Here is a 20,258-nt window from a genome sequence, read left to right on the forward strand (position 1 = left end):
TGCTATTTCCCTTCGTCGATGGGGGTTCCCACCACCGCGCGTCGTCGGGGCGACGAGGCGCGGAATCCTGTGCGGCCGGCGGTACCTGACAGTCCCAGCACGACTCCGCGGGGCACCGCGAGGCGCTGGAGCACGGCGAAGACCACCTCGCTGACCAACGTCAGCAGGATCACGAGGATCGAGCCGGCGAGCATCTGCGGATAATCGCCCGATTTCACGCCGCGGAAGATGTACTGCCCGAGACCGCCGGCGCCGATGTAGTCGGCGAGCGTAGCCGTGGCGATGATCTGCAGCGTCCCCGAGCGCAGCCCACCGAGCAGCAGGGGCAGGCCGAGCGGGACTTCGACCCGCGTGAGGATCTGCCACTCCGTCATGCCGAGAGCGCGTGCGGCGTCGATGGTGCGGCGATCGACAGCCTCGAGCCCCGAGTACGCCCCGGCCAGCACCGAGGGGATCGCGAGCACGACGAGCGCGATCAGGGGAGCACCCAGACCGAGACCCAGGCTCATGGCCGCGAGCACGAGCACGCCGAGTGTGGGCAGTGCACGCAGGCCGCCGGCGATCGGGACCGCGACGCCCTTGCCGCGGCCGGTGTGCCCGATCAGATATCCGATCGGGATCGCGATCGCCGCGGCGATCACCAGCACCAGAAGGCTGATGCCGACGTGCTGGGCGACGCGGGTGGGGATCGCGTAGTTCCCGGTCCAGTGCGCGGGATCGGCGATCCATGCGAACGCCTCGGCGATCAGGTTCACGAGACCACCGCCTTCTCGACGGCATCCGGGCGGCGAGTACGGCGCGCCCCGTCAAGCGCGGTCCAGGGCATCAGGAGTCGCCCGATCAGCACCAGCAGCCCGTCGAGCAGCAGCGCGAGCGCGATGGTCAGCACGATGCCCGTCATGATCTCTCCGCTGATGCCGCGCTGGAAGCCGTCCGTGAACAGCAGGCCGAGGCTCTGAATGCCCAGGACGGCACCGACAGTGACGAGGCTGACCGTGCTCACGGTCACGACCCGAAGGCCCGAGAGCAACACGGGGCCCGCCAGCGGAAATTCGACCCGCCAGAACCGTGCCCAGCCGGAGTAGCCCATCGCGGTCGCCGACTGGCGAACGTCGTCCGACACGGCGCCGAGCGCGTCCGACGTGGTTCGCACCATGAGCGCCACGCCGTAGAGGGTGAGGCCGGTGATCACGTTGGCGCTTGAGCGCAGCGGAAGGCCCAGCAGGACGGGGAGCAGGATGAACATGGCCAGCGACGGAATCGCGTAGAGCACGCCAAGCCCGGTCAGGAGGGTGCCTCGGCTCCAGCGGTAGCGGTTCGCGAACCAGCCGAACGGCAGTGAGACGAGGAAGCTCAGGAGGATCGGTGGGACTGAGAGGGCCAGGTGCGCCAGCAGGTTCGCGACGATCGCGTCCGTGTTGTTGACGACCCAGTTCACTCGACCGAGCCGTCCTGTGTGCGCAGCACTCCAGTCGGGCGCCCGTCGCCGTCGACCACGATCTGCGCGCCGTCGCGCTCCTCGACCCGCAGCGACCGCTTGCCGCGGTCAGCCCCGACAAAGCCTGCGACGAACTCGCTGGCGGGCCGCGCGAGGATCTCGGCCGGCGAGCCCTTTTGCGCGATCCGGCCGCCCTTCTCGAGGATCACGACCTGATCGCCGAGAAGGAACGCCTCGTCGATGTCGTGAGTGACGAAGACGACGGTCTTGTCGAGCTCGTCCTGGAGCCGCAGGGTCTCGCGTTGCAGATCGGCCCGCACGAGCGGATCGACAGCGCCGAAAGGCTCGTCCATCAGCAGGATGTTGGGGTCGACGGCTAAGCCGCGCGCGACTCCGACGCGCTGCTGTTGCCCACCGGAGAGCTGGCTGGGATAGCGGGAGGCGAGCGCACGGTCGAGGCCAACGGTGTCCATGAGCTCGAGGGCTCGGGCGTGCGCGGGCTTCTTGGCGACGCCATTTAGCCGTGGGACCGTGGCGATGTTGTCGATCACCCTCCGGTGCGGGAGAAGACCCGAGTTCTGCATCACGTAGCCGATCCGCCGACGCAGGGCCACGGCCGGGAGCGAGGCGATGTCCTCGCCGTCGATCTTGATCGTGCCCGACGTCGGCTCGATCATGCGGTTGATCATCCTGAGGATCGTGGTCTTGCCGCAACCCGACGAGCCGACGAACACCGTGGTCTGCCGCGACGGCAGGACCAGGGAGAAGTCATCGACGGCCCTCGTACCATCCGGGTACCGCTTGCTCACTCTGCGAAATTCGATCACGCCCGTGCCTGCCTTCGCGCCGCCGTACTGCGTGCCTCGACTCACCGGCTCCAAGCAGAACCGACGGTCAGCAAAACACCATTCGTGGCGAGGTGCCAACCCGGATGTCGAAGCATTGCGCGATTCGACGAAGGAGGCTAGGCGGTCGCCTCCGGAGGCGCCGAGACGTCCCCGTAGTGCGCGATCATGTAGTTGCGCAGCAGCGTGCGGCTCTCGTCGATGAATCGCTGGTCGCCGCTCGGATCGATGAGGAACGCCCGCGTCAGCAGTGCGTCGGCGACTTCGATCGTGACCTCGAGACGGAAGGACAGTTGGGCGCCGCCCGGCAGGCCGTACTCGGATGCGAGGATCTCAGCGAAGCGACGGGCGAAGAAGCCGGCCTCGAAAGCCTCTCCTGCGACCTCGGGCGCGTGGATCGTGTCGACGAAACGGATCGACCGGAAGCCCGGCTCGTTCCGGTGCATCTCGACGAAGGCGTCGATCGAACAGTCAACAGCATCCCACCAGGTGGCCGGCTCGGTGTCGCGGATCTGGGTGATGACGCGGCGACGGAAGCGCTCAAGCGCTCGCTCGCGCAACGCCTGGAGGACCGCAATGCGGTCGGGGAAGTAGCGGTAGACGGTGCCGATGGCGGCACCGGCACGCTCAGCGACCATCGCGGTGGTGAGGCGGTCGAAGCCCACCTCGTCGACGACGGACGCGGCAGCATCAAGTAGGGACGCGAGCCGGGCGGCGCTTCGCACCTGCACGGGCTCGTTCCGAACCTGGGGCGATTCGCCGAACGGGCGGTCGACGAGATTTCCAAGAGGCACGGCGGGCTCCTTCGGTCGGGGTTCCTACAATCGTACGCACGCCGAGCACTTCTCGGTGTCATTTGATGGAAGGTTTCTCGTGTTCGGCGCGCTTTTCGGCGCTTTCGCGGCATCGAGAGGGCACGGAAGACCAGGAGAACGCCATGTGTGGACGATTCGTCCTCGCGCAGACCACCGCCGACCTCGTCGCGCTTTTCGACATCGACGAACCGGGCGCCGACCTCCCTGAGCCCTCCTGGAACATCGCGCCCACTCAGCGGATCGCCGTGGTCGCCGAATCGATGAAGGGCGTCGAGGAGGGCAGTCCGCCTCGCCGCAGGCTGGCGGGCGCCCGCTGGGGGCTCGTGCCCCGCTCCACTGCCGATCCCTCCGCCGGACCGCCACTGATCAACGCCAGGATCGAGTCGGTCGCCGAGAAACCGTCCTTCCGCGAGTCATACGGGGCTCGGCGCGCGATCATCCCCGCCTCCGGCTGGTACGAGTGGCAGGGTGGGGCCGACGGCACACGATCGCCGGTCTACGTGTCGCCAGGTGAAGGTTCGCTCGTACTCTTCGCCGGTCTCTACGAGTGGTGGCGCTCCAGGGAGTCGGGGGCGCCGTGGCTCCTCTCCGCGACGATCATGACCCGTCCCTCGGCCGGAGCGCTCGCTGACGTGCACGAGCGGATGCCTGTGCTGCTGCAGCCCGAGCTGATCGAGGACTGGCTCGACCCCGTGACGCCGGGCGACGGCGAACTGCTCCGCACCACTGCCGAGGGGGCCGCCGAGCTCGCAGAGGAACTCACGGTACGCAGGGTCGGGAGCGAGGTCGGCTCCGTGTCGGCAGGCGGGCCGGATCTGATCCGGCCTCTGGAGTCGTGACCGGCCGATGACAGGGCGGCACGGAGGAGAGCGCGCTCAGCGCATCCGCAGCACGTCTGCCACACTGGGCGGATGCCGCTGACGCCCGAGAGCAAGCCCCTGAGCGCGAGCACGGCAGAGGTCCTGCACCGCGCCGCCCGACTCGAGGACCGGCTCCACGCTTTCCGAATGGGGCGAGTGCAGCGCAAGGGCCACGTCCCCCGGGTCATCCCGTACACCGGCTATGGGACGACCCAGCTGCTGCGGGTGCTCGCCCGCGTCCTCTACACACGGCCGACACCCCCCGGAGTGGAGGAAGTGCGCCCGGTAGAGGGCGTGCGCGGCTGGCGGAGCTTCACGAGCGTGTTCGTCAGCGGAGCCGTCGTCTCGGTCGAGGTCGACGGGCAGCGGCACGAGGTGACCGCCGACCGCGGTGGCGTCATCGACGCCGACCTGCCGATCACCCTCTCCCCCGGTTGGCACACGATTACTCTCTCGACCGCCGAGTCCAAGCCGGTCGAGGCGCCCGTGTTCATCGTGCGGCCGGACGCCCGCCTCGGCGTGGTGTCCGACGTCGATGACACCGTCATGGTGACCGCGCTCCCCCGCCCGTTCGTGGCGGCCTGGAATACCTTCGTCCTCGACGAGCATGCGCGGATGCCCACTCCCGGGATGGCCGTGTTCCTCGACCGCTTCGCCCGCCAGTACGAGGGCTCACCCGTCATCTATCTCTCGACAGGAGCGTGGAATGTCGCTCCGGCGCTCACGCGATTCCTCTCGCGGCACCTGTACCCCGCCGGTGCCCTCCTCCTGACCGACTGGGGACCCACGCACGACCGCTGGTTCCGCAGCGGGAAGCAGCACAAAGAGGAGAACCTCCGCCGGCTTGCCAGGGAGTTCCCCGACGTGCGCTGGCTGCTGGTGGGGGACGACGGGCAGCACGACGAGGAGATCTACTCGGACTTCGCGCACGAGCATCCGGACAATGTGGCTGCTATCGCGATCCGGCAGCTGTCGACCGGGGAAGCGGTGCTCGCGGGCGGCCGCTCAACGGCGCAGGACCGCTCCCGCACGAGCGGCACGCCGTGGGTCTACGCGCCCGATGGGGCAGGCATCTCGGAGCAGCTGAAGGAACTCGGCATCCTCTGACGCACCGCCCCGTCACGACGGAGCCGCCCGCTCCCGGATGGGAGGGGCGGCTCCGTCACACAGCGCGAACTACGCCTGGTGCGTGGCCTGGAGGTCGAGGGTGATGGTGACCTTCTCGCCGATGAGCACGCCACCGGTCTCGAGGGCGGCGTTGTACGTGAGGCCGAAGTCGGTGCGGTCGATCGTCGTCTTGGCGGTGAGGCCAGCCTTGTAGTTGCCGTACGGGTCGGTGCCGAAGCCGCCGAACTCGACCTCGAAGGTGACGGGCTTGGTGGTGCCCTTGATGGTGAGGTCGCCATCGACGAGGAAGTCGTCGCCGTTCGGGCGGACCGACGTCGAGACGAAGTGGATCTGGGGGTACTGCTCGGCCTCGAAGAAATCACCGGTGCGAAGGTGGCCGTCGCGGTTGGGCTCGTTGGTGTTGACGGATGCGACCTCGGCGGTGGCTTCGACCGTGGAGTCGAGCGGGTTCTCGCCGGTGGTGAAGGTCGCGGTGAAGCGCTCGAACGTGCCCTTGACCTTGCTGATCATCAGGTGGCGGACGCTGAACGCGACCTCGCTGTGGGTGGGGTCGATGGTCCAGGTGCCGGCCTTGTAGCCGGGGATGGTGATGATGTCGGTCATAGTTTCTCCTCGAGAGTGACGGTCGTCGCAGGGAGAGTATCCCCGTCCGATGTATGCAAGCGCATCGACGGTGCCCAGTATTGCATGTAGCGACAACTACATCACCTTCGACTCTGTTCAGCATGTGCATCATCTGCGGAACGACGGGGGCCGAGCCCCGGACGGGGGCGGCCAACCGCTTACCCACCGCGGGTCAGTGGTTCGCCGATGGTGAATTCCGAATGCCCAGCAGCGAGACGGCTCCGCCCGCGAACAGGAGCGCCGCCGTCGCCACCGCCGCCCGGGAGAAGCCCTCGACGTCGAGCGAGCCGTGGACGACGAACGAGGTCGCGGCGATCGCGACGAGGCCCGCGATGCGCGAGACGGCGTTGTTCACCGCGGAACCGACTCCGCTGTGGCCGTCTGCCACTGCCCCGAGGATCGTCGACGTCAGCGGCGCCACGGTCATCGCCAGGCCGAACCCGAATAAGAGAATCCCGGGCAACAGCTGCGTGACGTACTCGGCCGACTGATCAACGAAGGCGAGAAAGAGGAAGCCGACCCCGGCGAGGAGAGGGCCGACGCCCATGAACAGCCGCGGGCCGAACCGCGCCGAGAGCGTACCGGACACCTGCGAGAGCAGGAGGAGCAGGATCGTGGGCGGCAGGGTCGCTAGGCCGGCCAGCGTCGCCGAGAAGCCCAGGGTCTGCTGGAGGAAGAGCCCGAGGGTGAAGAACCCGAACGACAGCGCTCCGTAGACGAACGCCGTCGAGACGTTGCCGACCGTGAAGTTGCGGGAGGCGAACAACGAGAGCGGCAGCATCGGATGCGGCACGCACCGCTCCCACAGCACGAAGGCGACGAGCGCTGCGATCCCTCCGACCAGTGCGACCAGGACAAGCGGATGAGCGAGACCAAGCCGCTCCTGCTCGATCAGCGCGAAGACCGGACCACCGAGTCCGACCACACCCAGCACCGCGCCCACGCCGTCGATCGGCACACGGCTCCCGGAGTCGACCGCTCCGAGCCGGCGCAGCAGCACGAGCGTGACGGCAATGGGCAGGATGTTGAGGGCGAAGACGTAGCGCCAGGACCCCGCGTCGACGAGGAGGCCGCCGAGGAGGGGGCCGGCGATCGTCGCGGTCCCGGTCCAGGCCGTCCAGGCGCCGATGGTGCGCCCCTGCGCGGCACCGTGCACGGTCGCGATGATGAGCGCGAGCGAACTCGGCACCAGGATCGCCCCCGCGGCGCCCTGCAGCATCCGGGCGACGATGAGCACCTCCGCCGTCGGCGCGAGCGCGCAGAGCAGCGAGGTGACGCCGAAGCCGATCAGGCCGATCATCATGCTGCGCGCGCGACCGATCCGGTCGGCCAGCGAGCCGGCGACCAGGATGAGCGCGCCCAGAGTGATGAGGTAGCCGTCGACGACCCACTGCTGCACCGCGAGGCCGCCGCCCCACTCACGGGTGATCGCGGGTAGCGCGACATTCACGACAGTCCCGTCGAGGAAGGCGACGAAGGAGGCGAGAACGGCCACCACGAGCACCGCGCGGCGGCGCGTCTCGGCGGGGTCGACGGAGGCGGTCATGCGCGGGCTCCACTCACGTGCTCACCGTACCGGCGAGCGGAGTGGCGCGCCGGGTTCAGCTGCGTCGCCTACTCTCGTAGCCATGTCTGCGCAAGGAACCGCCCGCAGCGGCGTGCTCGCTCGAGTCCTCGGGATCGTCGGAGTCAGTCTCGCGGGAGCGCTGCTCATCACGGTTGGCGTCACTCCGGCTCTCGCCGTCACCGGGCTCGCCTCCAACAATCCGATCGGCCTGTTCGAGACCGTGCCCGAGTACCTCGAACTCGGCCAGTTGGCCCAGAAGACCGAGATCTACGCGAAGCGCGCCGACGGCTCAGACGAACTGCTCGCCTCCTTCTACGCGCAGAACCGCGAGGAGGTGGCCTTCGACCAGGTGAGCCAATTCGCAAAGGACGCCGCGATCTCGACCGAGGACCCGCGCTTCTACGAGCACGGCGGGGTCGACCTGCAGGGCACGATCCGCGCCGTGCTCACCAACCTCGTCGGCGGCAACCTGCAGGGCGGGTCCTCGATCACCCAGCAGTACGTCAAGAACGTCCTGGTGCAGAAGGCGGAGGCGCTCAGCGCGACCGACGAGGCCGCATCCGCCGCCGCGTATGAGGAGGCGACGGCGACCACTCCGGGCCGCAAGGTCAAAGAGATGAAGCTCGCCGTCGACCTCGAGAAGAAGTACAGCAAGGACGACATCCTGCTCGGCTACCTCAACATCGCCGGATTCGGCGGGCAGGTGTACGGAATTCAGGCCGCCGCCGAGTACTACTACTCGACCACCGCGGCCAACCTCAGCCTCGCTCAGGCGGCCAGCCTGATCGCGACAGTCAACAACCCCAACAGCCTCCGCATCGACGACCCCGAGAATATCCCGGCCAACAAGGTGCGCCGCGACTACGTCCTCAGTCAGATGCTGCAGGAGGGCAAGATTTCGCAGGCCGACCACGACGCCGCCGTCGCGGAGGAGGTCGTCCCCGCCATCACGCAGACGCCCACCGGCTGCCAGACCGCGGGCAACGCGGCATTCTTCTGCGACTACATCACTCGCGTCGTTCAGAACGATCCGGCCTTCGGCGATGACGACACGGCCCGCTTCGCGAACTTCCAGCGCGGCGGCTACAAGATCTACACGACCCTCGACCGCGACCTCCAGGACACCGCGGCCAACGCGACGAACAACGCAGTGCCGAAGGTCCCGACCCTCTCTACCAACATCGGCAGCTCGACGGTGTCGATGGAGGTCGGCACCGGCCGCATCCTGGCGATGGTGCAGAACAAGGACTACGACGCGGCGGGCTCGGTCAACGGTGCCAACTTCTCGGCCGTGAACTTCAATACCGATACCGCCTACGGCGGGTCGGCGGGGTTCCAGGTCGGATCGACGTACAAGGTGTTCACGCTGGCGCAGTGGCTCGCCAGCGGGCGGACGCTGAACGAGACGATTAACGGGCGGGAACGGACGTTCCAGGGCTTCCCGGCGAGCTGTGCACCGGGCGGCGAATATGATTCGCCCTTCCCCGTCAGGAACGACGACAGCGAGAACGGCAGCTACAGCGTGCTCACCGGGACGATGAAGTCCATCAACACGGTCTACGTCTCCATGGCGCAGCAGCTCGATCTCTGCGCGATCCGGGACCGGGCCGCAGCATTCGGTGTCAAGGCGGCCAACGGCGGGGAACTCGGTGCGCAGCCGTCCTCCGTGCTCGGCTCCGACTCCAACATCTCGCCGCTGTCGATGGTCACGGCCTTTGCCGGCCTCGCCAACAACGGCAATGCCTGCTCCGCAATCGCCATCGACTCGATCACCGGCCCCAACGGAGCGGCCGTGCAGCCACCGACCTCCACCTGCAACCAGGCCCTCAGCCCCGAGCTGACGGCGGTCGCCAACTACGCGCTGCAGCGGGTCGTTACCTCCGGAACCGCCGCGCAATCCAATCCCTCGGACGGGATCGAGCACATCGGCAAGACGGGCACCACGGACAACGCCGAGTCGACATGGATGGACGGTGCAAGCTCGCGGGTTGCGACGGTCGTCTGGGTCGGCAACATCGACGGGCACACGTCGATGCGCGAGGTCCGCTTCCCCAACTCCGATCTCGGAGCCCGGCAGTACGCCTCCAACATCCGCCACTACATCTGGAACTCGGTCATGACCCGGGCCGATCAGAAGTACGGCGGCAGCGACTTCGCCGCGCCGACCAGCGCGCTGCTGAACGGCCGCCAAATCGTGGTGCCGGATGTCTCCGCCCGCTCACTCACCGACGCCACCGAGACTCTCGAGGACCTCGGCTTCGATGTCACGAAGGGCGCCACCGTCGACTCGGCCGCGCCCGCCGGCACCGTCGCGGGCACCACTCCTGCGGCGGGGACGCCTGTGGCCCGGTCCTCGGATGTCACGCTTCTGATCAGCAATGGGTCCAAGGCTCCGGCCGCGCCCGCACCTCCTGCGACCGGTACGCCGGTTCCGACAGCGCCTGCGGCAACACCGACAGCGGACGTGACGGAGTGAGCTTCGACGCGGAGTTCCTTGGCGTCACCGCTGCGGCGCTGCGTCCGTCATCCGAGCGGGAGGTGCGGCTGCTGGCGTACACGCACTTCGAGGTGCTGCTCGCTCCGGAGCGACGCCTGGCACTCGCGACCGCAGTGAACATCGACGGAGCCCGCCTGGTCGAGCTCGGCCGCGGCGACGACTGGCACCTCGACGAGCGCATCCCGGCCTCTGAGCAGACCGGCCCCGAGGTGTACGCCCGCAACGACCTCGACCGCGGCCACCTCGTGCGCCGCCGCGACCCGGTCTGGGGCGAGCCCGCCGAGGCGCGCGCCGCCAACTACGACAGCTTCTGCTACACGAACGCCGCTCCACAGGCGAGCGGCTTCAACCAGTCGCAGGAGTTGTGGCTGGGCCTTGAGACGCTGGTGCTCGAGTACGCGCACACGTGGCGGACCCGGCTCAGCGTCTTCACCGGCCCGGTGCTCGCCGACGACGACCCGGAGTACCGCGGCGTCGGCATCCCGCGGCGGTTCTGGAAGATCGCGGCGTGGAGCCCGGACGGAGCCTCGCTCGCGACGAGTGCCTACCTGCTCGATCAGAGCGACCTCGTCGAGCGCGTCAGCGAGAGCCTTGTACCGCTCGGCGGCTTCCGCACCTTCCAGCTGCCCGTCGCCGAGATCGGGGCGCTGACCGGGCTCAACGTCGCGGCTCTGGCCGACGCGGACGTGCTGCCGGTGACGGGGGTGCTTTCGGAGTCGTGGCGCGAACTCTCAAGCGCTGAGGACGTGGCGAACGGGCTCCTCCCCCGCTGAGTCGGTGGCGGGAGCAGGATGGGTCTGTGAAATGTCCCGTCCTCGTCGAGATCGACTCCGGTGTCCCCCTGCTCCGCGACCCACGAGAGCCCCTCGTGCACGTAGACGAAGCCGGTTACCTCCGCGGTGACGGCGTCTTCGAGACGGTTGCAGTCCTTCAAGGCCGGCCCCGAGCGCTACCCGAGCACCTTGAGCGGCTCGACGCGTCGGCGCGGGCCATCGGGCTGTCGATCCCCGGGGCTGCGGTCTGGTCGAGGGGGCTGGACCTCGCCGTGGCGGAGCACGAGGCCATCGACGATCTGACGGTGCGATTCGTGGCGGCGTACGGCAGGGGCGACACTGCGCGCTGCACGGTGCGCGCCTCGCCTACTCCGGATGTCCGCGAGTTGCGAGAGCGCGGTGTGGCGATCGTGGTGCTCGACCGGGGCTATGCGAGCGCAGCGCTGGCGCCGTGGCTCCTGGGCGGAGTGAAGACGACGTCGGGCGCGGTCACCCGGGCCGCACTGCGCGAGGCCACGGCGCGCGGTGCGGAGGACGTCGTGTGGCGCACGAGCGACGGGCTGCTTCTCGAGGGTGCGACATCGAGCCTCGTGCTGCTCGCTCGCGGTGTGCTGGCGACGCCGTCCTCGAGCGGGGTGCTCGCGGGGACGACCGTCGAGCGCATCCTCGCGCTCGGCGCGGAGCACGGGCTCGAGCCGGCGCGGCGCGAGCTGCCGGTCGCAGCGCTCGCGGGGGCAGAGGCCGCCTGGCTGGTGTCGAGCACGCGGCGGGCGGTGCCGATCCGCGCCGTGGACGATGCAGTGCTGCCGGTGCATCAGAAGCTAACTGAGGCATTCGAGACCGCCCTGCTCGCCTAAGGCGGGCCGCCTCGACGGCGGGGACGGACGCGCGCGGGGTGACGCCGATGCCGCGAGCGCGCGAGCCGTGTGCAGGCCGACACCCGATTCCTCGGCGTCATGCAGATCGGAGAGCGTGTCGACGTCGAGCCGCATCGTCGAGGTACGCGGCAGTTCGACGAGGGCACAGCCTGCGGCGCGGTGCCGTGCCAGCGAGTCCGGTCCAAACGCCGGAGTGACGAGTGCGCCGGCGGCGAGGAGGAGCGCGGTCGTGCCACTCCCCTCCCGATCGGGCACGACCGCCGGGAGGGTCGTGGCCACGGTGAGGGCCTGCTCAAGATCAGACGTGAGCAGTGCCGGCAAATCTGCGGTCAGCACGATCACGGGAGCCGCGGGGCGCAAGCGCAAGGCCGCCGCACTGCCAGCGGAGACGGCGGAATCGAGGGTGCCAGGATCGGGCACGACGACGAGTTCCGGATGCTCACCGCGCGCTCGCTCGGCCGCGCCGGTATCCGAAGTCACCAGGAGGAGCGTCGCCACTGCCTCCGCGGCCGCAGCAAGGGTGTCGAGGAGGAACGCCTCCGCGAGCTCCCCGCGTGCGGCGACGTCCAGGCGGGTCTTGGAGCTCCCACGCCCCTTGAAGACGACGACGGCACTCCACAGAGGCGTCACTCGCGCTCTCCGCGAGCCGCCGCGACTCCGGCCGCGTAGCCTTCCGCGAACGCCTCGTCGGCGCCCAGCCGGAACATGTCCTCCGGCCCCGTCCGGGTGAGCGAGCGGGCGCCGGGGGCGTCCAGCCCGCACACCAGCCTGGAGAGTCCGCGGACGACCGCGACGGGCCGGCCGCTGGCCTTGCCCTTCACCAGGTCGCCGAGCGCGGCGATCTCATCGGCGACGGCGGGCAGGGTGACGGCGAGTGCGCGGCCGAGCGCGTCCACCCCGCCGCGCAGGTCGTCCACGACGAGCACTCCCGCCGCTCCGATCGCGGCATCGGTCTGGCCGATCCGCCAAGCACGGCCGAGGGTGTCGCTCACCAGCACGCCGACTGTTATGCCGAGGCGCTCCCGAAGCCCCACGCAGAGCGCCCGGGCGGAGGCGTCGGGATCGACGGGGAGCAGCAGCACGGTGCCCTCCGCGACATTGCTCGCGTCGACTCCGGCCGCCGCCTGGACGATGCCGAGGCGGTTCTCGACGATCCGGGTGACGCCGCTGGCGTGGGATCGCGTGGCGACGACGCGGACGGTCTCGGCGGTGATGGCGTCCTCGCGATCGGTCGCGGCGACGACCCTGCCCTCGGCCTTCGAGACGATCTTGCTGGTCACGACGAGGATGTCGCCGCCGACCAGTCGGTCCTCGGGGTCTGCGGCGGAGGCGGCAGCGAGGATCAGCTCGAGCAGATCGTCCTCTGCGGTCACCTCCGGGATGCCGTCGAGGGCCCAGGCCTGCACACGCGCTTCGCTCACCTGTCCATTGTTGCGGCTGCGACCGCGGAGGTTGCGCGAGAGCGGGGGTCAGGAGGCGGCGAGGTAGGCAGCGACCGCGCGCGGGACGTAGGGGGCGATGTCGCCGCCGAGGGACGACACCTGGCGGACCAGCGAACTCGAGACGTGCGCATGGGCCGGGTCGGGCAGGAGGAAGACCGTCTCGACATGGGCGAGGTTGCGGTTCACGATCGCCATCGGGGTCTCGTAGGCCACGTCGACCTGCGAGCGGATCCCCTTCACCAGGATGCTCGCGCCCACGTCGGTGCAGTAGTCGACAAGCAGGCCCATGCTCCAGGAGGCGACAACGATCCGTCCCGCTACTCCCGCCTCCGCGATCGACTGCTCGATCAGAGTGACCCGCTGTGCGATCGGCAGCAGCGCTGACTTGGCGGGGTTGTGCACGACCACGACGTGCAGCTCGTCAACCAGGTGCGCGGCTCGCTCGATCACGTCGAGGTGCCCCAGGGTGACGGGGTCGAAGGAGCCGGGAACGACGGCGATGCGGGCCATGCCGACAGCGTAGGGGACGCGGGCTCGCCGCCGTCCCGCGAGGCCAGGGATCCGGGCCACGCGCACAGCTAGCTCTTGGCGAGGAACTCCCGGTCGCGGTCCTGCACCCGGCGCTCCAGAGCGGCCCTGAGGCGATCGTGCGCGGCGAGGGTCGGGTCCTCCTCGAGGAGTCGTTCGGCCAGGGCTCGCGCCTCGACGATGACGTGGGCGTCCTGCACCACGCGCAGCAGACGCAGAGAGGAGCGGCCGCCCGACTGCGAGTCACCCAGCACGTCGCCCTCGCGCCGCAGCTCGAGGTCCACTTCGGCGAGCTCGAAGCCGTCGAGAGTCGCGGCGACCGCCTCGACCCGCTCCCGTGCGAGGGTGCCCTCCTCCGCCGCCGTGACGAACAGGCAAACGCCGGCGACACCGCCGCGCCCGATCCGCCCGCGCAGTTGGTGCAGCTGCGAGACACCGAACCGCTCGGCGTCGAGCACCACCATCATCGAGGCGTTCGGTACATCGACGCCCACCTCGATCACGGTGGTCGAGACGAGCACATCAATCTCCCCGGCGGCGAAGGCGCGCATGACGGCGTCCTTTTCGTCGGTGCTCATCCGCCCGTGCAGGGCCGCCGAGCGCCGCCTGCCGAGCAGCGGATGCGCGCGGACGCCCTCGATCGTCACCGCGACTGTCGAGAGCGGCGAGGCCGTTGGAGCATCCTCCGCGGCGCGCTCGGTCGGTTCGCCCGGCTCGATCGCCGGGCAGACAAGGTAGACCTGGTGACCGGCGCGGATCTCCTCCTCCGCCCGCTCCCACGCCCGGGCGATCCACGCCGGATGCTCTGCCAGCGGCACCACGTGGCTCGTGATGCCGGGGCGGCCCGCTGGCAGCTCCCGAATGGTCGAGGTGTCGAGGTCGCCAAAGACCGTCATCGCGACGGTGCGCGGAATGGGCGTGGCCGTCAGCACGAGCACGTGCGGCGGCTTCGCCCCCTTGCGCCGCAGTGCGTCGCGCTGGTCGACGCCAAAGCGGTGCTGCTCGTCGATCACGACGAGTGCGAGGTCGTAGAAGGTGACCGCATCGCCGAGCAGCGCGTGCGTGCCGACGACGATCTTCGACGTACCCGAGACGATCCGCAGCAGCGCGGAGCGACGCTCGGCGGCTCCCAGCCCGCCGGTGAGGAGCGTCGGCACGAGCTCCGTCGCGAGTTCGGGCCCCAGCGTGCGCACAATCGAGCGCAGATGCTGCCCGGCCAGCACCTCGGTCGGCGCGAGCAACGCCGCCTGCCCGCCGCTCTCCGCCGCGGTGAGCATGGCGCGGAGCGCGACGAGCGTCTTGCCCGAGCCGACCTCCCCCTGCACCAGGCGGCTCATCGGGCTCTCGGTTGCGAGGTCGGCCTCGATCTCACGACCCACCGCGCTCTGTTCGCCGGTCAGACGGAAGGGCAGGGCGGAGTCGAAGCGCTCGAGGAGGCCACCTGGCGAGGGAACGCGGGCGGTCGCGGGGGTGCTCCGCGCCGAGGCACGGCGCTCAAGCAGCGCGAGCTGCAGGAGGAACGCCTCGTGGAAGCGTAGAGTCTCGCGCGCCTGCGCCTCCTCCCCCTCGCGCTGCGGGCGGTGGATCAGCTCGAGCGCGTCGCCCAGCGGCAACAGGCCACGGCCGGCCCGGACCGGCTCCGGCATCGGATCGGGCACGTCGCGCAGCCCGTCGAGGAGCACACCGATCGCCGCCTGGAGCTGCCAACTCGAAAGCGCGCTCGTCGCCGGGTAAATCGGGATGGGCCGCTCCGCCCAGTCCTTCGCCAGCTCCGCGCCGCCCGACGTCACGGCCGCCTCCTCATCGTCGAAGAGCCGGTAGTCGGGATGCGTGAGCTGCGGAGTGTCGCGGAACATCGAGACGGTGCCCGCGAAAATCCCGCGCACACCGCGGTGCAGCTTGGCCGCGCGCCACGGCTGCCCGAAGAACGTCAGCGAGAGGGTCCCCGAGCCGTCCGAGATGACGACCTCGAGCAGCGTGCCTCGTCGATTGCGCATCGGGCGCTCCCGCACCTCGCGCACCTCCGCGACGATCGTGACGCTCTCGCCGATCGGGAGTCGCGAGAGCGCCGTCAATTCACCACGCTTGGCGTACCGGCGCGGATAGTGCCCCAGCAGCTCGCCGACAGTGCGATAGCCGAACGCCTTCTCGACAGCACCGGCGGTACGCGGCCCAATCAGCGGCGCAAGGGAGGCGTCGAGGGGGTCCGGGATCACCTAGCGATCATAGGTCGGACCTCCGACGCCCGGGCCGGGCCAGCAGGTCGAGCGCCGACCGCGGCACGACCGCTGCGAAGGCCCGCCGCCCACCTCCGGCGCTGGCACGCAGAGCCGCGACCACCGCGGCGGCAGCATCCCACGACTCCGCCTCGGTCGACTGCGGGGCGTAGCGCCGACGCTCGATCCGCTCCCGCAGTCGGCGCAACGACTCCCGCGCCGCTGCGTCGAGTTCTGGAGCGATGCGCGCCTCCTGAGCCCGTGGTGACTCTCCGGCCTCGACCGGAATGCCGAGGTCGCGCGCGCTTGCGAGCAGCTCCGCCCAGGCGGCCTCGCTCGAGCCGGCACGAGCGGCGCGACGGCGCAGGCTCCGCTGCACGAAGCGCACCAACCAGGGCACCAGGAGCACCAGAAGCAGGAGCAGCCAGAGCGTCACGGCAGGAGCGGCCCTCGTTGCCGCGTCCTCGACCGCACCGCTCGTCGGAGTCGGTGTGGGGGCTGTCGCAGCGCCGGTCGCCGCGGGGGCGCTCGACGCCCCGGGCGCCGCGCTCGACGTCGAGCCCGGAGTCGTCGACCGGGTCGAGGCGGTCGCGCTGGGGAGCGTGTAGGAGGCGGGCGCACCGCGACTCGGCGTGGGCTCGAACGGCAGCCAGCCGACGCCCGCGAAGAAGAGTTCGGGCCAGGCATGCAGATCGGAGGAGAGAACGCGGTAGCTGGTCAGGTCGTTGCCGCGAGAGGGTACGACCGAACCGGGCTGGTAACCGATCGCGAGGCGCGAGGGGATGCCGAGCTCGCGTGCCATTACCGCCATCGCCGAGGCGAAGTGCACGCAGTAGCCCTCGCGCGCCTCGAGGAACGCGGCGAGCACGCCGACGCCGTCACCGTCGTAGCCCTCCTCAGCAGGCGTCTCCTCCGAATACCGGAACTCGGACGAGCGGAAGAATGATTGCAGTGCCCGCGCGCGGTCATAGCCGGTGGAAGCATCGGCCGTGACCTCGAGCGCCGTCGACAGGACGATCTCGGGGACGTCATCCGGCAGCGACAGATAGCGGTCCAGCCCCGTCGGCGCGGGCGCGTCGACCAGCTGCTGCGGATCAGGCGTGAGGCGCAGCGCCTGGACCTCGTAGTCGTCGCCCGCCCTGGTGGTGGCGTCGCCGCGGATCGAGCCGTCCTGCACATCCTGCAGCCAGCTCTCGCCCACGCCCGACAGGGAGGACACGGGGTAGGGCACGGGGAGCCACTGACTCCGCAGCGTCTCGATCGACACGTCGACCTCCTCCGCCTCGCGCGGAACGCCCTCGCCCAGACCCTCCGGCGGGATCGGTGAGTCGATCGCGGCCGTCTGCTCGGTGTCGCTCGGACCCCAGTTCTCGCCGCCGAAGTCCGAGACCGTGAGCACACGGAGATAGACGGGCAGCTCGGAGTCGGTGGCGTAGCGCAGCACCGTCACCGGATTCGGTCGACGCAGATCGCTGCCGAGGGCGACCACCGGATCAATTGCGCCGTTGAACAGCGCGCCCGAGACTCCGGAGGTGGCGGTGGTCCGCGCGTAGCCGGTCGCCGACCCCGCGAGCAGCCCGGCGCCGACGACGACGACCGTGACGATCGCGAGCGACGGCAGGGCGGTGGCCGGTGTGACCGGCCGGCCCTTGCTCCGCGCGGGTGTTGCGCTGACCGCGAGAATGCCCGCGTAGGCGACGGCGGTGAGCACCAGGCTCGCCCAGGAGACGTCGGAAGGGTCGACGATTGCAGGCACAGCGAGCAGCGCCGCGGGGAAAAGCCCGGCCAGCGCGGGCACGCGCACGGAGAACGCGAGGAGATCAGCCGCCCAGGTCAGCACCACGACGCCGCCAATCAGGAGGAACGAGATCCCCTCGTCAGCGACGGCCGGCAAACCCTGTTGGGCGATGGAGGCGAAGCCGCCCCGGGCGAGCGCCTCCGCCTGCGCCACGGCACCCGGAGTGGGCACGACGAACAGCAGTGCCCGTGCCGACACGAAGATCGCCGTCAGGACGCCGACGGCCGTCGCCGTGCACAGGATCGGCGGTACGACCGGATGCGCACGGAGCGCCCGCGCAGCGGCAGGGACCGCGAGCACCACGGCCACAGCGACGGCCAGCTGCACCAGCCAGCCGACTCCCACGAGCAGGCGCCCGGAGCCCCAGGCGGCCGCGACGATCGCAAGCCAGAGCAGCGCGCTGAGCAGGACGGACCCGGAGCGCGGGTCACGCTCGGAGCGGCGGCTCACGTGATCACCCGCAGCGCGAGGGCCTGTGCCCACGCCTCCTCGACGGAGCCGCCCGGATCAACCGCGACGGGGTACCAGCCGAGCGCGGCCACAGCACCCTCCTCCTCGGGCGTCCCGCCCACCAGGAACGCGATCGCCGGCCGAGCGTGCGCGGCGAGCGTGGCGAGGGCGTCGAGGTCCTCCTCGTGCAGACGCGACAGCACCGCGAAGACCGGTCGGACTCCCTGGGTCTCGCGCATCTGGGCGACGACCCGCGGGACGGCCGGAACCGACTCGTGCGAGGGCACGAGCTCGGCGAGGCGCAGCAGGACGTCGTGCGCCACCTCGCGCTGGTCCTCCGAATGCTCCCGCTCCTCCGTCGCCCCGGTCTCGACGAGGTGCGTCTCGAACCCGCGTTCGAGCAGGTGCACGGCCAGCGATGCGGTCATCGAGACCGCCCACTCCAGACACTCGTCCCCTCGCCGTTCGGCGATCCGCTCGGTCCGGGTCTCGAGCAGGATCCAGGCGTGCGGGTCGGTGCTCTGCTCGTCCTGGCGGACCATCAGCTCACCCGAGCGCGCGCTGGCACGCCAATGCACCCGCCGCATCGCGTCGCCAGGACGATAGTCGCGCGGGATGACGTCATCGGTGCCTGCTCCGGCCGTCGCATGGGCGACCGGGCTCGATCCCCCGGCGCCGTGCGCGTCGAGCACATCGCTTGCCAGCGGGACCGCGCGTGGGGTCACGACGAACGGCTGCGCGGCTCCCACGACGCTCTCGCGCACAGCCAGGCCGAGCCCGTCTCCGCGCACCAGGCGGAGGGGACCGATGCGGTGAATACCGCGCCGCTGGGCCGGAAGCCGGTACCGGGCACGGACTCTGCCCCGCGGGGGGACGGCGGGGATGGCGAACCCGCCCTCCGCGACGGTCCGACCACCGACGGCGCCGCGCTCGATCCGCTCCAAGCCGTCCTGTGCGCGCGCGCCGGCACGCAGCGCGCCCGCGCGGTTCTCGAGCACGACCTCGACCTCGACGATGTCACCCACCGAGACGATCGGCGGAGTGAAGTGACGCTGCACACGAAAGGACGGCGTCGAGAGGACGAGCGACACGAGCGCTCCCAGCGGCAAGCCGAGCAGGACGAGGCCGAGGAACAGCAGCTCGCGGAACTCGGACAGCGGCGCGATGACCACACCCGCGAGACCGAGCAGCGCCAACACCCAGCCTCGAAGGGTCAGCGCCACCCCGGCACGCGCGGGCAGCCCGCCGAGCCGGGCCGACGGGGCCTCGGCTGCGCGCTTCTTAGTCGCCACGGCCGCTGAACGGGACGGGCGTGGCAGCGACGATGCGCCGGACGATCTCGGTCACCGAGTGCGACGCTCCCACGCCGGAGCGGCCGGGGAGACGGGTGGCCGGTAGGAGGCGGTGGCCAAGCACCGGCACCGCGAGGGCGTCCACATCATCGGGGACCACGAAGTCGCGGTCGTTGATCGCAGCGAGCGCCTTGGCCGCCGCGATGAGCTGCAGCGTGGCGCGCGGGCTCCCGCCCAGACGAAGCTCCGGATCGATGCGGGTCGCCTGCATGATCGCGACGACGTACTCCTGCACGGGCGGCGCAACGTAGATCGCGCGCACGTAGGCCATCATCCGCTCGAGTTCGACCAGCGCGACGACCGGGCGCAGATCATCGAGCGGGCTGGCCGCGTCGCGGGTGCGGATCATGTCGAGCTCGGCGCGTTCGTCCGGGTAGCCGAGCGAGAGACGCGCCATGAAGCGGTCACGCTGCGCCTCAGGGAGGCTGTACGTGCCCTCCATCTCGACCGGGTTCTGCGTGGCGATCACGGCAAAGGGGCTCGGGAGGCGGTGGGTGACGCCGTCGACCGAGACCTGCCGCTCCTCCATGCACTCCAGCAGGGCGGACTGCGTCTTCGGCGAAGCGCGGTTGATCTCGTCGCCGATCAGGATGTTCGCGAAGACCGGGCCCGGCTTGAACTCGAAGTCGCGGGTCGCCTGGTTGTAGATCGAGACGCCGGTGACATCGGAGGGCAGCAGGTCGGGAGTGAACTGGATCCGGGCGACGCTGCCGCCGACGGAGGCGGCCAGCGACTTCGCGAGCACCGTCTTGCCCGTGCCGGGGACGTCCTCCATCAGGAGGTGCCCGCCGGCCAAAAACACCGTCAACGCCATCGAGACCTCGGCCGACTTCCCGTCGATCACGCGGGTGAGATTGCCGAGGACGTCGCTGCAGTGCGCCGTGAATTCCTCGCGGGTGAGGGGCGTCTCGGATGCCGTCCGGCGACCGTCAGCGGAGCGGGTGTCTTCGAGAGACGTCATAGCTATGGATTCTCGCAGTGTCAGCGGGAAAAGGACCCAGGTTTCCCGACTTAGGCGCGCGTGCTTGCGTCGAGATGCCGTGGTTA

18 protein-coding genes are annotated in these 20,258 nt (G+C 70.1%); 5 read left to right on the forward strand and 13 right to left on the reverse strand.

The window, feature by feature from the left end:
- Window positions 1-2: 2 nt before the first annotated feature.
- The 4 genes from HRF29_RS03170 to HRF29_RS03185 form a co-directional block, all read right to left on the reverse strand.
- Window positions 3-755, reverse strand: a complete 753-nt coding sequence (locus HRF29_RS03170) for an ABC transporter permease subunit (protein WP_173244493.1) — start codon at window positions 753-755, stop codon at window positions 3-5.
- A complete protein-coding gene (locus tag HRF29_RS03175) occupies window positions 752-1,438 on the reverse strand; it encodes an ABC transporter permease subunit (RefSeq protein ID WP_173244496.1) in 687 nt (228 codons plus the stop codon). Before HRF29_RS03175 ends, HRF29_RS03170 begins: the two co-directional genes overlap by 4 nt.
- Entirely contained in the window at window positions 1,435-2,265 is an 831-nt protein-coding gene (locus HRF29_RS03180; protein WP_173245891.1) for an ATP-binding cassette domain-containing protein, read from the reverse strand. Before HRF29_RS03180 ends, HRF29_RS03175 begins: the two co-directional genes overlap by 4 nt.
- Window positions 2,266-2,402: 137 nt before the next feature.
- Window positions 2,403-3,077 (reverse strand): TetR family transcriptional regulator, encoded by a 675-nt coding sequence (locus tag HRF29_RS03185; RefSeq protein WP_173244499.1) that lies wholly within the window; start codon window positions 3,075-3,077, stop codon window positions 2,403-2,405.
- A 143-nt stretch (window positions 3,078-3,220) separates the two neighbouring features.
- Between HRF29_RS03185 and HRF29_RS03190 the strand changes: the two genes are divergently transcribed.
- On the forward strand, window positions 3,221-3,937 hold the full coding sequence (locus HRF29_RS03190; protein ID WP_173244502.1) for an SOS response-associated peptidase: 717 nt from the start codon (window positions 3,221-3,223) through the stop codon (window positions 3,935-3,937).
- 72 nt (window positions 3,938-4,009) lie between these two features.
- Window positions 4,010-5,065, forward strand: coding sequence for an App1 family protein phosphatidate phosphatase (locus HRF29_RS03195; RefSeq protein ID WP_173244505.1), 1,056 nt, complete (start codon window positions 4,010-4,012; stop codon window positions 5,063-5,065).
- A gap of 69 nt (window positions 5,066-5,134) precedes the next feature.
- Here HRF29_RS03195 and HRF29_RS03200 read toward each other — a convergent pair whose 3' ends face one another.
- Together HRF29_RS03200 and HRF29_RS03205 are read right to left on the reverse strand one after the other, a co-directional pair.
- Window positions 5,135-5,689 carry a YceI family protein gene (locus HRF29_RS03200; protein WP_173244508.1) on the reverse strand — a complete coding sequence of 185 codons (555 nt, stop codon included), beginning with the start codon at window positions 5,687-5,689 and terminating at the stop codon, window positions 5,135-5,137.
- A 193-nt stretch (window positions 5,690-5,882) separates the two neighbouring features.
- The gene (locus tag HRF29_RS03205) at window positions 5,883-7,256 is read right to left on the reverse strand and encodes an MFS transporter (protein WP_173244511.1); all 1,374 of its coding nucleotides are present in this window, start codon (window positions 7,254-7,256) and stop codon (window positions 5,883-5,885) included.
- Window positions 7,257-7,338: 82 nt separating this feature from the next.
- Here HRF29_RS03205 and HRF29_RS03210 point away from each other — a divergent pair, with 82 nt between their 5' ends.
- From HRF29_RS03210 to HRF29_RS03220, 3 genes are read left to right on the forward strand one after another with little or no spacing between them, the layout of a single operon-like run.
- Entirely contained in the window at window positions 7,339-9,753 is a 2,415-nt protein-coding gene (locus HRF29_RS03210; protein ID WP_173244514.1) for a transglycosylase domain-containing protein, read from the forward strand.
- Window positions 9,750-10,547, forward strand: a complete 798-nt coding sequence (locus HRF29_RS03215; RefSeq protein WP_343043627.1) for a DNA/RNA non-specific endonuclease — start codon at window positions 9,750-9,752, stop codon at window positions 10,545-10,547. The genes HRF29_RS03210 and HRF29_RS03215 overlap by 4 nt, the downstream gene beginning before the upstream one ends.
- 26 nt (window positions 10,548-10,573) lie before the next feature.
- A complete protein-coding gene (locus HRF29_RS03220) occupies window positions 10,574-11,404 on the forward strand; it encodes an aminotransferase class IV (protein WP_173244517.1) in 831 nt (276 codons plus the stop codon).
- Here the strand turns inward: HRF29_RS03220 and cofC are convergent.
- The 7 genes from cofC to HRF29_RS03255 form a co-directional block, all read right to left on the reverse strand.
- Complete coding sequence (cofC, locus tag HRF29_RS03225) at window positions 11,369-12,055, reverse strand: 2-phospho-L-lactate guanylyltransferase (protein WP_173244520.1); 687 nt, start codon at window positions 12,053-12,055, stop codon at window positions 11,369-11,371. The genes HRF29_RS03220 and cofC overlap by 36 nt on opposite strands.
- The gene (cofE, locus tag HRF29_RS03230) at window positions 12,052-12,846 is read right to left on the reverse strand and encodes a coenzyme F420-0:L-glutamate ligase (protein WP_343043628.1); all 795 of its coding nucleotides are present in this window, start codon (window positions 12,844-12,846) and stop codon (window positions 12,052-12,054) included. Before cofE ends, cofC begins: the two co-directional genes overlap by 4 nt.
- 48 nt (window positions 12,847-12,894) lie before the next feature.
- A complete protein-coding gene (gene coaD / locus HRF29_RS03235; protein WP_173244523.1) occupies window positions 12,895-13,377 on the reverse strand; it encodes a pantetheine-phosphate adenylyltransferase in 483 nt (160 codons plus the stop codon).
- Between the two features lie 68 nt (window positions 13,378-13,445).
- Entirely contained in the window at window positions 13,446-15,611 is a 2,166-nt protein-coding gene (locus HRF29_RS03240; RefSeq protein ID WP_425503086.1) for an ATP-dependent DNA helicase RecG, read from the reverse strand.
- A 7-nt stretch (window positions 15,612-15,618) separates the two neighbouring features.
- Window positions 15,619-17,859 (reverse strand): transglutaminaseTgpA domain-containing protein, encoded by a 2,241-nt coding sequence (locus HRF29_RS03245; protein WP_173244526.1) that lies wholly within the window; start codon window positions 17,857-17,859, stop codon window positions 15,619-15,621.
- On the reverse strand, window positions 17,856-19,151 hold the full coding sequence (locus HRF29_RS15085; RefSeq protein ID WP_173244529.1) for a DUF58 domain-containing protein: 1,296 nt from the start codon (window positions 19,149-19,151) through the stop codon (window positions 17,856-17,858). Before HRF29_RS15085 ends, HRF29_RS03245 begins: the two co-directional genes overlap by 4 nt.
- Entirely contained in the window at window positions 19,141-20,172 is a 1,032-nt protein-coding gene (locus tag HRF29_RS03255; RefSeq protein ID WP_173244532.1) for an AAA family ATPase, read from the reverse strand. The genes HRF29_RS15085 and HRF29_RS03255 overlap by 11 nt, the downstream gene beginning before the upstream one ends.
- Window positions 20,173-20,258 lie beyond the last annotated feature (86 nt).

The sequence above is a fragment of the Rathayibacter agropyri genome, from assembly GCF_013249015.1.
GTDB classification, from domain to species: Bacteria; Actinomycetota; Actinomycetes; order Actinomycetales; family Microbacteriaceae; genus Rathayibacter; species Rathayibacter agropyri.